Raw genomic sequence first — 14814 nt, 5'->3', positions numbered from 1 at the left:
CTGTCGGTGATTGGTTGTTGAATACGCCATGGGGGGCTGGAATTTATCCATCCCCCCATTCTTTCTAATAAGAGAAAAGATATGTCAAAAGAATTTAGCCGCACGCAGCGTGTATCGCAGCAGTTGCAAAAAGAACTAGCCATGATCCTGCAACGTGAAGTCCGTGACTCGCGTCTGGGCATGGTGACTATTTCAGATGTGGAAGTGTCTCGTGATCTTGCATACGCGAAAGTATTCGTAACTTTCCTATGTGTAGGTGAACAAACGCCTGAGTCATGTTTAAAAGCACTTCGTGAACACGAAGTTCATATCCGCATGATGCTTGGTAAGCGTATTCGTCTACGTCTAACACCTGAAATCCGTTTCGAATATGATAACACTTTGGTTGAAGGTATGCGTATGTCAAACCTAGTAAGCGAAGTTGTTAGCGAAGATAAGCGCAAACAAAACGAAGCGGGTCGTGAAGACGAACAATCGCAAGAAGGCGGTGAATAATGGCTCGTCGTCGTAAAGGTCGCCCAATTAACGGAGTTATCTTACTCGACAAACCAACGGGCATTTCGTCTAACGATGCTCTGCAAAAAGTAAAACGTATTTACTTTGCGGAAAAAGCTGGTCATACCGGAGCGCTTGATCCGCTTGCGACGGGAATGCTGCCAATTTGCCTTGGTGAAGCAACCAAGTTTTCTCAGTTCTTGTTGGATTCTGACAAACGCTACCGAGTGATCGCCAAGTTAGGTGAGCGTACGGATACTTCGGATTCTGATGGAGAAGTGGTTGAGACTCGTCCGGTAGACGTTTCTCTCGATAAGCTTGAGGCGTGCATTGATAAGTTCCGCGGTGAATCTGATCAAGTGCCTTCAATGTTTTCAGCATTGAAATACCAAGGTAAACCTTTGTATGAATATGCGCGAAAAGGTATTGAAGTACCGCGAGAATCACGAAAAATTACGGTTTATGAAATCGTACTGCATCGCTTTGAAGGTGATGAAGTCGAGATGGAGGTCCACTGTTCAAAAGGGACTTACATCCGTACTATCGTTGACGATCTCGGTGAAATGCTAGGCTGTGGAGCTCATGTCACCATGTTGCGTCGTACAGGAGTTGCTAAATATCCGTACGAGAAGATGGTCACTCTAGAGCAACTTAACGAGCTTTTAGAGCAAGCACACCGTGATGAAGTCGCACCGAAAGAGCTACTTGATCCTCTGTTGTTGCCTATGGATACCGCGGTAGAAGATTTACCAGAAGTGAACCTCAATGCTGAACTGACCAATTTGGTTCAACATGGCATGCCAGTGCAAGTGTTTGGCGCACCAGAGGGCACGCCGCTACGCATGACTTCTGGCGAAGAGAAGCTATTCATCGGTGTTGCTGAAGTCAATGATGATGGTAAGGTGGCACCAAAGCGCTTAGTTGTCTTCCGTGAAGATGCTGAGTAAGTGCTAAGATTGTAAAAGCCGAAGCGTTTGCTTCGGCTTTTTTGTTTTTAGTGTGATTCGATTCAGTTAAGTGATTTATTCTATCAGTCCATTGTCTTTTAGCTTCTGACGTAATAGTTCAGTCCGTTCTCGGTTGACACCAAAATCTGAATAACCAACACGTGATTCAGAGCGCACAATGAGTTGAGACCCAGATATCTTCAATTCCAAATCGTCGACAAATCTAAGTACCGTAGACGTGCATTCAATACGCAGATAATTCCCTTGAACTGTGGCACTTTCGGCTCCCGGAAGAGTAAGCGCGACTTGCTCGATAGCGTTCAAATTGGCGTTATCTGCAAGTTGATAGCGAGCTATATTGAAATCTGTTCTTTTGTCCTGTGTTGAGACGCAATTTGGCTTATCGCCGCATGGTTCATTGGTTCTATCGGGAATGTTCACCGAGTTTTGACTGCAAGCGGTGAGCGCAAACAGGAAAGTAGCGATTATGGAGAGTCTGGTCATGAGTGATTTCCCTATCATTATTTTGTTTATTATATTCGAAGAGAAGGCAAAGTTGCTTGTGATGTTGAAACAAAAAAGGTTGATGTAAAACATCAACCTTTTTTATTTTAGGCGCTAGGGCGTATTAGACTTCTAAGTAATCGAGAATACCTTCAGCCGCCTTGCGTCCCTCATCAATAGCGGTAACCACGAGATCTGAGCCACGAACAGCATCACCGCCCGCGAAGATCTTAGCGTTACTCGTTTGGTACATAAACTCTTGCTTTGATGGCGCTTTGATTCGGCCCCATTGGTCTAGTTCAACTCCAAATGGTTCTAGCCATGACATGGTGTGTGGTTGGAAGCCAAACGCCATGATGACTGCGTCAGCCTCAAGCGTATGCTCACTTCCTGCGACTGGTTCAGGGCGACGACGACCAGCTTCATCAGGCTCACCCAGCGCGGTTTTTACAACCGTTACTCCGGTTACGTTGCCTGCAGAGTCAACTTCAATACCTAAAGGTTGGAGGTTAAACATGAAGTTTACGCCTTCTTCTTTGGCATTTTTAACTTCACGTACTGAACCGGGCATGTTGGCTTCATCGCGTCGATAGGCACAAATTACGTTGTCAGCGCCTTGACGAATAGAAGTACGCACACAGTCCATTGCTGTATCACCACCACCAAGAACGACAACTTTTTTCCCAGCCATATCGATAAATGGTTCGCTGCTTTCTAGCTCCATAACTTTGTAGGTATTTGAAATGAGGAAAGGAAGTGCGTCATAAACGCCTGTCGCATCTTCATTCTCAAGCCCAGCACGCATATTTTTGTAGGTACCAACGCCTAAGAAAACAGCATCGTAGTCATCGACTAATTGCTGCATTTGAATATCTTTACCTACTTCGATGTTCAGCTGGAACTCAACACCCATTTCACTGAAGACTCGACGACGGTTTTCCATGACGCCTTTTTCGAGTTTAAAAGAGGGGATACCAAATGTGAGCAGACCACCGATTTCAGGGTAACGGTCATAAACAACTGGCTTAACGCCGTTGCGCACCAGAATATCAGCGGCCGCTAATCCGGCAGGGCCTGCACCAATAATCGCGACCTTCTTATCTGTCCACTCTACTTTGGACATATCAGGCTTCCAGCCCATCTCAAACGCTTTGTCAGTAATGTACTTTTCGATATTACCAATGGTAACCGCGCCAAAGTCATCGTTTAGAGTACAAGAACTTTCACATAGTCTGTCTTGTGGACACACACGCCCACATACCTCTGGCAGGCTGTTGGTTTGATGGGAGAGCTCCACAGCTTCGATGATTCGCCCTTCATTGGCGAGTTTTAACCACTGAGGAATATAGTTGTGTACTGGGCATTTCCATTCACAATATGGGTTACCGCAGTCTAAGCAGCGGTCGGCTTGCGCTGTCGCTTGCTGCTTGGTAAACGGTTCATAGATTTCTACGAACTCAATCTTTCTAATCTTAACCGGCTTTTTCGCTGGGTCGACACGGTTAACATCAATAAATTGGTATACGTTCTGGCTCATAATTTAGGCTCCTTCCAATTTATTGTGCTTGAACGCGCAGTTCAGCGGCGCTACGGCTTTGGTGGCCAAGTAGGGTGCGTAAATCTGCTGCTTGAGGTTTAACTAAGTAGAACTTCGGAATCCATTCATCAAAGTTCGCTAGGATATTTTCTGCGTGAGCTGAGCCTGTTTCATCGAGATGCTCGGCAATAAGCCCACGAAGGTGCTCTTGGTGAATCGCTAAGTCAGAAAGAGAAATTGCTTCGACTGACTCGGTATTCACTCGGCCATTAAAGTCGTCATTTTGGTCGAGTACATAAGCAAATCCGCCTGTCATACCCGCACCAAAGTTAACCCCTGTAGCGCCCAAGATAGCGACAATGCCGCCTGTCATGTATTCACAAGCGTTGTCACCGGCGCCTTCAATAACCGCGATAGTACCTGAGTTACGAACACCGAAGCGTTCACCGGCAGTACCAGCTGCAAAGATCTTACCGCCAGTTGCTCCATACAAACAGGTGTTGCCCACAATGGTTGCTTCGTTACAGCTAAATGCTGTACCTAGATGCGGCTTGATAACGATTTTTCCGCCCGCCATGCCTTTACCAACGTAGTCATTTGCATCACCAGTCAGGTAAAGCTCGACTCCGCCAGCGTTCCAAACACCAAAGGATTGACCGGCAGTGCCGTTCAAATGCAACTTGATTGGCGAGCTTGCCATTCCTTGGTTGCCGTAACGTTTCGCAATTTCCCCGGATAGGCGAGCGCCAATCGAACGGTCAGTATTGATGACATCGTAGTAAAGGTTTGTACTTTGTTTGGCTTCGATAGCGGCGATGGCATCATCGAGAATCGTTTGGTTTAGCTGCGCTTTGTCAAACGGTGCGTTTGGCTCGGTCCAAAAGAGCGGATGACCTTCTGGCGAGATTGGTGCTTCCAAAATGCCAGAGAGATCAAGCTTACTTTGCTTGGCGGTCATGCCTTCTACGGTTTGTAGTAAATCCGTTCGGCCAATCAAGTCGGTTAGTTTCTCAACGCCAAGCTCCGCTAAGTGCTCCCTCACCTCATCAGCTAAGCCGATAAAGTAGTTCATTACCATCTCAGGTAAGCCTTTAAAGTACTCTTTACGCAGCGTTTCATCTTGCGTAGCAACACCAGTTGCACAGTTATTTAGGTGGCAGATACGAAGGAATTTACAACCCATTGCAACCATTGGAGCAGTACCAAAGCCAAAACTTTCCGCACCTAAGATTGCCGCTTTTACCACGTCTAAGCCGGTTTTTAATCCGCCATCAACTTGAAGTCGGATCTTATGGCGCAGTCCATTGGCAACCAGTGCTTGTTGGGTTTCAGCTAGACCTAGTTCCCACGGGCAACCTGCATATTTGACTGAAGTCAGCGGGCTTGCTGCCGTGCCGCCATCGTAACCGGATATGGTGATCAAATCAGCGTAAGCTTTGGCAACCCCCGTTGCTATCGTACCTACACCTGGCTCTGAGACCAGTTTGACCGAAACGAGAGCGTTCGGGTTGACTTGTTTGAGGTCGAAGATCAATTGCGCTAAGTCTTCGATCGAATAAATATCATGGTGTGGTGGAGGTGAAATTAAGGTGACACCTTGCACGGAATAGCGCAGCTTAGCGATCTCTGCCGTCACCTTGTGACCTGGAAGTTGCCCGCCTTCACCTGGTTTTGCACCTTGCGCTACTTTGATTTGCAGTACATCAGCATTGGTCAGGTAGTGTGGTGTTACACCAAAACGACCTGAAGCAATCTGTTTAATACGAGAGTTACGCTCTGTACCGAATCGACGAGGGTCTTCACCACCTTCACCGGAATTAGAGTAACCCCCTAGCTTGTTCATTGCCGTTGCTAACGCTTCGTGCGCTTCTGGACTGAGTGCACCGATAGACATAGCAGCGGAATCAAAGCGTTTGTACAGTTCACTGTTAGGTTCGACTTTATCTAAGCTAAGAGGAGAGTCCGCTTTTTTCAATTGCATCAAATCACGTAGCATCGCGACAGGGCGAGAGTTCACCTGTTTAGCGAAAGATTTATAGTCTGAAGTATCACCTGATTTGACGGCGGTTTGCAGAGTGCCGACTACGTCTGGGTTGTAAGCGTGGTATTCACCGCCATGGACATATTTAAGAAGACCACCGTGCTCAATCGGTTTACGCTTAGCCCATGCTTTACGTGAAAGATTATAGATATCTTGCTGGAAATCAGCGAAGTCAGCCCCTTGAATACGTGTTGTGACGCCTTTGAAACACAGTTCAACCACATCGGAATTAAGGCCAACAGCTTCAAACAGTTGAGAGCAACGGTAAGAAGCGATAGTCGAGATCCCCATTTTCGACATGATCTTATACAGACCTTTATTGATGCCGTATTGGTAGTTCTGCATCACTTCACGATATGTTTTATCAATGGCGCCATCATCGATGACTTTACCCAAAGCTTCATAGGCTAAATATGGGTAGACAGCGGTCGCACCAAACCCGAGTAGAACAGCAAATTGGTGTGGATCTCGAGCCGTCGCGGTTTCGACAATAATGTTGGCATCACAGCGCAAGCTTGCATCGGCTAAGCGTGTTTGTACTGCCCCCACAGCCATAGCTGCGGGAATTGGAAGCTTCCCTTTGGTCAGTGCTCTATCTGAAAGTACAACTAAAACAGTGCCTTCTCGAACAACTTGTTCCGCTTTATCACATAAATCAAGGATGGCGTGTTTTAAGTCAGTGTGCTCTGGATCGTAGTTGATATCTAAGATCGTATTTCGATAGTGTTTGTCACTGAGTTCGAGCAACTGCTGCATGTCGGAATATAGCAATACAGGAGAGTCGAACGTGACTCGATAGGCGTGACCATCCGTTTCGCAGAACACATTCATTTCTTGGCCCACACTGGTTGCCAAAGACATCACGTGTTTTTCACGTAATGGATCGATCGGTGGGTTCGTCACTTGAGCAAATTTCTGGCGGAAGTAATCCGTAACTAGCCTCTCTTTGGAAGACAATACTGCCATTGGCGTATCGTCACCCATAGAGCCTACAGCTTCTTGACCCATATCACCAAGAACACGCAGCACTTGATCGACTTCCTCGTTGCTCATCGCAAATTGTTTTTGATAAGTCTTGAGTTGATCTTCATCGAAACTGCGTTGTCCAACGAGCTCTTCACTCATTTGCGAAAATGGCGTGAGTTTATGAACGTTGTCTTCCATCCATTCTTTATAAGGGTGACGAGATTTTAGATCATTGTCGATCTCGCTCGATTGCCATAGTTTACCGCGACGAGTGTCGACCACCAGTAGTTCGCCTGGACCAACTCGGCCTTTCTCTGAGACTTCGTCAGGTGCGTAATCCCAAATCCCGACTTCAGAGGCTAGTGTGATGAGCTTGTCTTTGGTTATGACGTAGCGCGCTGGGCGAAGCCCGTTTCTATCAAGGTTACAGGCAGCATAACGACCATCGGATAAGACGATACCAGCTGGGCCATCCCAAGGTTCCATATGCTTAGAGTTAAAGTCGTAGAAAGCGCGTAAATCAGGATCCATATCTGGGTGGTTTTGCCATGCTGGTGGCACAAGCATACGCATCGCTCTGAATACGTCCATGCCTCCCGCCAGGAACAGATCGAGCATATTGTCCAAGCTGGAAGAATCCGAACCGACTTCGTTCACAAATGGAGCGGCGGTTTGCAGGTCGGGTAACAATGGAGAGGCAAACTTATAGGCTCGCGCGCGCGCCCATTGGCGGTTACCTTCAATGGTATTAATTTCGCCATTATGCGCTAGGTAGCGGAATGGTTGAGCCAGTGGCCAGCGTGGTTGCGTATTGGTGGAAAATCGCTGGTGGAACAAGCAAATGGCAGATTCCATGCGTAAGTCTGCTAAGTCTAAATAGAATCTTGGCAGATCGGCTGGCATACATAGGCCTTTGTAGACGATAACCTGTGTCGATAGGCTACAGATATAAAAATCACTATCGTCAGTAATCTGTTTTTCAATTCTACGGCGAGCAATGTACAAACGGCGCTCGATGTCTCTTTCTCTCCAACCTGCTGGAGCAGAAATGAAAACTTGCTGGATATCGGGTACTGAGTCTAGAGCTATCGGGCCAAGAACATCTGAATTAGTAGGGACTGTTCGCCAGCCCGAAACTGTCAGTGTCTCTTGTGCTAGTTCTTTATTGATTATGTCTTTAGCCGATTGTGCTTTGACGGGGTCTCTGCTGAAAAACACCATGCCGATCGCATACTGCTTTCCGAGTTTGAAATCGTTTTCTTCGGCGATAAGACGCAGATAAGTATCTGGCTTTTGAAGTAGTAGTCCACAACCGTCGCCCGTTTTTCCGTCGGCTGCAATACCGCCACGGTGGGTCATTCGATCGAGTGCTGATATTGCGGTGCGAACTAGCTTGTGGCTCGGCTCGCCTTCCATATGCGCGATCAGGCCGAATCCACAGTTATCTTTTTCTAAACTTGGATCATATAGAGCCATTGCAATTCTCCCTTTGCTTCGCTGTCGTCCAGACAGTAAATGACTAACTATTTGTTATTCTTATTATTTTCTTTACGTATTAGCTTATAAAAACTCTTTGAATATTTAACAAATTAGATGGTTTTATTTTTCATCGACTTCACAACGTATAGGTTATTATGAAAAAGGTCAAGTTCTTGGTGAATAATCACGCTGGTATGCGATTTACCACGTATTACACTGGAAATGCTATTTAATATCAAACATATAGGATTCTTATTGTTACATATTTTTAACAATAAAAAATGAAGATAAAAAAAGGCCAGCAATGAATTGCTGGCCAAAATATAAAGGAAGGAATTGTTGTTTATTAAGCGGATAGCATCAGTGAATCGGCTTTCGCTTCTAAGTTGGAACCGCCCATTAGGTATTGGTCGATTTCAATCGCACATTCGCGCCCTTCGTTGATACAACGTACTACTAGAGATTGGCCAGTGCGCATATCACCTGCAGCAAACACACCTTTTTGGTTGGTTGCAAAGCCTGTAGTTGCTACGTTACCACGCTCGTCTAATTTGATATCTAGTTGAGCGAGCACGCCTGTTGGTTCTGGATGTAGGAAGCCCATAGCCAGAAATGCCATATCACATGGGATAACACGCTCAGAGTTCGCAACTTCTTCAAAAGTAGGGCGTTCACCAGGTGCTGCATCTTTCCATACGATGTCAGCGATGCGTAGACCTGTTACCTGACCTTCATCGTTACCGATGAACTCTTTAGTCAGGATGTTCCAATGACGATCACAGCCTTCTTCGTGAGAAGTGGTTGTCTTCATGATCATTGGGTATTGAGGCCAAGGCATGTTTGCCGGGCGCTTCTCTGGTGGTATCGGCATGATCTCAACCTGAGTAACACTTGCTGCTTTATGGCGGTTAGATGTACCAACACAGTCAGAGCCAGTATCACCACCACCGATAACTACAACATGCTTGTCTTTCGCGTGAATTTCTTCACCTTTAAGATCCATGTCGTTTGCGCGGCGGTTGTTTTGACCTAGGAATTCCATTGCGAAGTGAACGCCTTTTAGCTCACGACCAGGAACTGGCAGATCACGCGGAACCGTTGAACCACCTGTCAGTAGTACTACATCGAACTCTTGACGAAGCTGCTGTGCATTCACGTCAACACCGATGTGCTGGTTGACTTTGAACTCAACGCCCGCTTCAGCCATTAGGTTGATCTTACGATCAATCACGTCCATACCCAGCTTAAAGTCTGGAATACCGAAGCGCAGTAAGCCGCCAACTTTCTCGTCGCGCTCAAATACAGTGACTGAATGGCCTGCGCTGTTTAGCTGCTCAGCTGCAGCAAGACCAGCAGGGCCAGAACCAATGATTGCAACTGTTTTTCCTGTGCGTGAACGAGGTGTTTTAGGTTTGGCGTACCCTTCACGGTACGCAGTTTCTACAATAGTTTTCTCGATGTTACAGATGGTGATTGGATCTTGGTTGATACCAAGAACACATGCGCTCTCACAAGGTGATGGGCATACACGGCCTGTAAATTCTGGGAAGTTATTGGTTGAGCTTAGAATATTCCAAGCTTCTTCCCAGCTGTCACGGTAAACCGCATCGTTAAATTCTGGAATGATGTTACCAATCGGACAACCGCTGTGACAGAAAGGGACACCACAGTCCATACAACGAGAAGCCTGAGTATTGATTTTGTCACCAAACTCTTCGTTGAGTACGAACTCTTTGTTGTCTTCGATACGAACCGATGGATCGAGCTTCTTTGGAAGCTCACGACCATGCTCTAAAAATCCAGTAGGCTTACCCATTATACTGCCTCCACTTCTTCCGTTTGTGCTTGCTCAGCGATAGCTTTGCGCTTTTGAAGTACCGCTTTGTAATCACGCGGCATAACCTTGACCATGGTCTCTAGGCTAGCTTCAAAATTGTCTAGGAAAGACTGAGCAACTTCACTTCCTGTGAACTCTACTTGCTTAGTTAGCATCTCTTTCAGTAGTTCGCGATCTTCTGCTTCGATTGGGTCTAGGTCGACTAGTTCTGGGTTTAGCTTAGTTTCAAAGTCACCAGCAGTATCCCAAACATAAGCCACACCGCCACTCATACCTGCTGCAAAGTTACGACCTGTTGAGCCAAGGATTACAGCGACACCACCAGTCATGTATTCACAACCGTGGTCACCAACACCCTCTACAACCACTTTCGCGCCTGAGTTACGTACACAGAAACGCTCACCCGCCATACCGCGGATGTATGATTCACCAGAGGTCGCGCCGTAGAAACATACGTTACCTACAACGATGTTATCTTCAGCAACGATGGTTGACTTCGCATCAGGGTAAAGCACTAGCGTACCGCCAGATAGGCCTTTACCCCAGTAGTCGTTCGCATCACCTTCCACTTCGAACTTAACGCCCTTAGCAAGGAAGGCACCGAAAGATTGGCCAGCGCTGCCGTTGAACTTCACGTTCATTGGTTGAGGTAGACCCGCGTCTTTATAAACCTTAGAGATCTCGTTCGACAGCATGGTACCTGCAGAGCGGTCCGTGTTGATGATAGGGAACTCAGCATTTACTGCTTCACCTTTCTCAAGTGCAGGGATAGCCGCTTGAATCAACTTACGGTCTAGAACTTCCTCTAGGTTGTGGTTTTGCTGTGTTTGGTTGTAAACGCCATCTTCTTCACGAGCTTGCTCGATGTGAAGTACTGGAGACAAATCTAGGTTTTTGTATTTCCAGTGTTGGATATCTTCACGCACTTTCAGTTTGTGCGATTGACCAACCATCTCATCGATAGTGCGGTAACCAAGCTCCGCCATGACTTCACGTAGACCTTCAGCCATGTATTGGAAGAATGTCACAACGTCTTCTACGCGGCCATCGAAGCGCTCACGCAAAGTCTTGTTCTGAGTTGCGATACCAACAGGACAGGTGTTCTTATGACACTTACGCATCATGATACAACCTTCAACCACTAGAGCAGCTGTTGCTACACCCCATTCCTCAGCACCCAGTAGTGTTGCTACTGCAAGGTCGCGAGGCGTTTTCATCTGACCATCAGACTGAACAACGATACGGTTACGTAGGCCGTTCTTCAGAAGTGTTTGATGTGTTTCAGCTAGACCAAGCTCCCAAGGTAGACCTGTGTGACGGATAGATGACATTGGAGATGCACCTGTACCACCATCGAAACCTGCAATTAGGACAACGTCAGCTTTCGCTTTCGCAACACCTGATGCGATGGTACCTACACCTGCTTCCGATACGAGCTTCACGTTGACGCGACCAGCACGGTTTGCGTTCTTCAAGTCGTAGATTAGCTGAGCCAAATCTTCAATTGAGTAGATATCGTGGTGTGGTGGTGGCGAGATTAGACCTACGCCCGGAGTCGAGTGACGTGTTGCACCGATCCAGTCATCAACCTTATCACCTGGTAACTGACCGCCTTCACCTGGCTTCGCACCTTGAGCCATCTTGATCTGTAGCTCATCTGCGTTAGTTAGGTAATAAGAAGTCACACCAAAGCGACCAGAAGCAACCTGTTTGATTGCAGAACGTTCCCAGTCGCCGTTTTCTTTACGCTCGAAACGAGTTGGATCTTCACCACCTTCACCAGAGTTCGATTTCGCGCCAATGCGGTTCATCGCAACAGCCAGTGTTGAGTGCGCTTCGTAAGAGATCGAACCGAATGACATTGCACCTGTTGCGAAACGCTTCAGGATGTTCTCGATTGGCTCAACTTCTTCTAGCGGGATTGAACCTGCTGGGTTCTTAACAAAGTCTAGTTGGCTACGTAGCGTTGCTGCGTTATCGCCTTGGTCATCTACCGCTTTCGCGTATTTCTTGAACTGAGCGTAGTCTTTGTTGCGCGTTGATTCTTGTAGTAGTGAGATAGTCTCAGGGTTAAACAGGTGCTTTTCACCACGCTGTTTCCATTGGTAAACACCACCCACATCAAGCACTTGTACTGGGATTTCACGAGTTGGGTAACCAATGCGGTGACGCACAAGCACTTCTTTTGCTATATCGTCGATTGTTAGACCTTGGATACGTGAAACCGTACCAGTGAAGTACTTATCAACTACAGATTTGCTGATACCCAGTGCTTCAAAGATCTGTGCACCGTGGTAAGACTGCAGTGTTGAGATCCCCATCTTTGAGAAGATCTTCAGTAGACCACCGTTGATAGACTTACGGTAGTTCTCGAATAGCTCGCGAATATCTGTGTTTGGATCCAGCTTCTTCGTACGCTGTAGCTCAACCATAGTTTCGATAACTAGGTATGGGTTAACTGCGTTTGCACCGTAACCAACTAGTGTTGCAAAGTGGTGTGTTTCACGTGCATCACCTGTCTCAACCACGATGTCACACTTAGCACGTAGACCCTTGCGGATTAGGTGGTGGTGAACAGCGCCAACAGCCAGCATTGCTGGGATTGCAGCGTGGTTTGAGTTAACTGCGCGGTCTGTTAGAAGGATGATTGAGTAGCCATCGATAACGGCATCTTCTGCGTACTGACAGATACGCTTAAGTGCACGCTCTAGTTTGCCTTCGTCTTCGCTTGCTTGGAATACGATGTCTAGCGTCTTCGCTTGAAGGTGCTCGTTATCGATAGCACGTAGTTTTTCTAGCTCAGAGTTAGATAGAACTGGTGACTCAAGCTCTACTTTTTGACAGTGCTCTGGAGACTCAGCCAGTAGGTTCTGATCTTTACCTAGGTAAGTGTTCAGAGACATAACCATACGCTCACGAATCGGGTCGATTGGCGGGTTAGTTACCTGAGCAAACAGCTGCTTAAAGTAGTTTGATAGATGTTGTGACTGGTGCGAAAGAATCGCTAGTGGCCAGTCGGCACCCATAGCAGAAAGTGGCTCTTTGCCGTCTTTCGCCATTGGTACAATGATTTCGTTAACTTCTTCCGAGCTGACACCAAACGCTTGCTGCTTGTGCAGTAGCTTCTCTGGTGAAGGCTGGCTGAATTCGTTGCTCGCATCTGGCAGTTTCTTAAGACTCAGTAGGTTTTCTTCAACCCACTTCTCGTAAGGTTGTGCTGATGCAATGCCGTCTTTCACTTCTTCATCAGAGATGATGCGACCTTGCTCTAGGTCAGCGACGAAGATACGACCAGGTTGTAGACGACCACGGAACTCAACGTTCTCTGGTTCAATTTCAACAACACCAGACTCTGAAGCCATTACTAGGAAGTCATCTTTAGTGACTGTGTAGCGAGAAGGGCGTAGACCGTTACGGTCAAGGGTTGCACCTACTTGAACACCGTCAGTGAAACATACAGATGCCGGGCCATCCCATGGTTCCATGACGTTCGCGTGGTATTGGTAGAACGCACGGCGAGTTGGATCCATGTTTTTGTTTTCTTGCCATGCTTCAGGGATCATCATCATCAACGCATGTGGCAGGCTGCGACCAGATAGAACTAGGAGCTCAAGTGCCATATCGAAGTTAGATGAATCTGAGCTGCCTTCCTGACAGATAGGCAGTAGCATGTCGATCTCAGCCTGAGTGAACAGGTCTGATTCGATGATCGCTTCACGGGCTTTCATCCAGTTCAGGTTACCGCGAACTGTGTTGATTTCACCGTTGTGAGCGATGTAACGGAAAGGCTGAGCTAGACGCCAGCGCGGGAATGTATTGGTAGAGAAACGAGAGTGAACAAGCGCAAGGGCACTCACCATCGTCGGGTTTTGTAGGTCTAGGAAGTACTGAGGTACTTGTTCTGTCGTTAGCTGACCTTTATATACAACCGTCTTGTAAGACATAGAGTTGATGTAGAAGTCATCACCAATATTAGAAACGCTTTCAAGACAAACTCGAACGGTATAGTTACGTAACACATATAGCTTGCGCTCAAGTTCTTCTGGTGTGATGCCTGGACCACCAGAGACAAAAACGTGCTCAAACTGTGGCTCTGTGCTCAGTGGGTCTGCACCTATCATTGAGTTGTCTGTTGGCAGTACGCGGTAGCCAATGACTTCAAGCTCAAGGCGTTTAGCATTGCGCTCTAAAATATCGCGGCATTGTGCTCGCTTGTGTTCATCTTTAGGGAATAACACAACACCAACACCATATTTTTCAAAAGAAGGCAGCTTGATACCAAGCTTAACGGCTTCTTCTAAAAGAAATTCATGGGGCTTTTGCAATAAGATACCCGCACCATCACCACTACATGGATCACAGCCTTGACCGCCGCGGTGCTCCATACGAGCTAACATATCGAGTGCTTGAGTAACAACTTCGTGCGATTTACGGTTTTTTAGGTGAGCAACAAAACCGATACCACAAGCGTCATGCTCCAGTTCTGGAGTATACAGACCTTGTGTATTCTGCTCTCTATCTACCATAGATACATCCTTCCAGTTTAATGTCGACACAAATCACTAAGCAAAAGCTCAGTTAGGTGTCTTGTCCTTTATTTTTTATGAATCTAAGCCAGCCTGTGGTGGCTAGCTTGAGTCCTTTCCGTATCTCGCAGGAAAAATATTGCGAGAAAAACAATCCTTGGTGATATCCGTTTAATTTGGACCACTTTCTAGTGGTTTATATAGATGGGGCTAGGGATTCACCGACATTTCCGCGTTTGATTTTGTAATTTAAACTACAAAAAAAACGGCTATGTGTAAGTATCCTACAATTTAGTCCCTCCAAATTGCAATGAAAAGTGAACGCTGCGGCCCATTTTTTTCGCTTAAAAATGCATATTGCGTTTAACAAATGCGCAACATTACGCAAATAACGCCCGTTTTCTGCATGTTTATTGATTTTTGTTAGTTTATGGGATGTTTGAATTAAATAAAATGGTCGGATTTATTTTGCAGGGATGTAA

7 protein-coding genes are annotated in these 14814 nt (G+C 46.6%); 2 read left to right on the top strand and 5 right to left on the bottom strand.

Translation table 11 applies throughout. The features are described 5' to 3' along the window. Positions 1-81: 81 nt before the first annotated feature. Complete coding sequence (gene rbfA / locus ACXABW_RS12365; protein WP_252028110.1) at positions 82-495, top strand: 30S ribosome-binding factor RbfA; 414 nt, start codon at positions 82-84, stop codon at positions 493-495. Continuing rightward, positions 495-1442, top strand: coding sequence for a tRNA pseudouridine(55) synthase TruB (gene truB / locus ACXABW_RS12360; RefSeq protein WP_457522960.1), 948 nt, complete (start codon positions 495-497; stop codon positions 1440-1442). The genes rbfA and truB overlap by 1 nt, the downstream gene beginning before the upstream one ends. A 75-nt stretch (positions 1443-1517) precedes the next feature. On the opposite strand, the gene ACXABW_RS12355 is transcribed toward truB, so the two are convergent. The 5 genes from ACXABW_RS12355 to gltB (ACXABW_RS12335) form a co-directional block, all read right to left on the bottom strand. Beyond that, on the bottom strand, positions 1518-1946 hold the full coding sequence (locus tag ACXABW_RS12355; protein WP_457522958.1) for a DUF1499 domain-containing protein: 429 nt from the start codon (positions 1944-1946) through the stop codon (positions 1518-1520). Between the two features lie 124 nt (positions 1947-2070). Then, positions 2071-3483, bottom strand: a complete 1413-nt coding sequence (locus ACXABW_RS12350) for an FAD-dependent oxidoreductase (RefSeq protein ID WP_457522957.1) — start codon at positions 3481-3483, stop codon at positions 2071-2073. A gap of 19 nt (positions 3484-3502) precedes the next feature. Then, positions 3503-7966 carry a glutamate synthase large subunit gene (gene gltB / locus ACXABW_RS12345; RefSeq protein ID WP_457522955.1) on the bottom strand — a complete coding sequence of 1488 codons (4464 nt, stop codon included), beginning with the start codon at positions 7964-7966 and terminating at the stop codon, positions 3503-3505. A gap of 349 nt (positions 7967-8315) precedes the next feature. Beyond that, on the bottom strand, positions 8316-9785 hold the full coding sequence (locus ACXABW_RS12340) for a glutamate synthase subunit beta (protein WP_457522953.1): 1470 nt from the start codon (positions 9783-9785) through the stop codon (positions 8316-8318). Then, positions 9785-14332, bottom strand: a complete 4548-nt coding sequence (gene gltB, locus ACXABW_RS12335) for a glutamate synthase large subunit (protein WP_252028101.1) — start codon at positions 14330-14332, stop codon at positions 9785-9787. Before gltB (ACXABW_RS12335) ends, ACXABW_RS12340 begins: the two co-directional genes overlap by 1 nt. Between the last annotated feature and the right edge of the window lie 482 nt (positions 14333-14814).

The sequence above is a fragment of the Vibrio paucivorans genome, assembly GCF_054053395.1.
The sequence above is the reverse complement of the archived record's forward strand: the minus strand, read 5'-3'. Positions and strand labels throughout refer to the sequence as shown.

Bases quoted from the DNA above. Each gene is read 5' to 3' on its own strand.
- rbfA (WP_252028110.1), top strand. From the start codon at position 82: ATGTCAAAAGAATTTAGCCGCACGCAGCGTGTATCGCAGCAGTTGCAA.
- truB (WP_457522960.1), top strand. From the start codon at position 495: ATGGCTCGTCGTCGTAAAGGTCGCCCAATTAACGGAGTTATCTTACTC.
- ACXABW_RS12355 (WP_457522958.1), bottom strand. From the start codon at position 1,946: ATGACCAGACTCTCCATAATCGCTACTTTCCTGTTTGCGCTCACCGCT.
- ACXABW_RS12350 (WP_457522957.1), bottom strand. From the start codon at position 3,483: ATGAGCCAGAACGTATACCAATTTATTGATGTTAACCGTGTCGACCCA.
- gltB (WP_457522955.1), bottom strand. From the start codon at position 7,966: ATGGCTCTATATGATCCAAGTTTAGAAAAAGATAACTGTGGATTCGGC.
- ACXABW_RS12340 (WP_457522953.1), bottom strand. From the start codon at position 9,785: ATGGGTAAGCCTACTGGATTTTTAGAGCATGGTCGTGAGCTTCCAAAG.
- gltB (WP_252028101.1), bottom strand. From the start codon at position 14,332: ATGGTAGATAGAGAGCAGAATACACAAGGTCTGTATACTCCAGAACTG.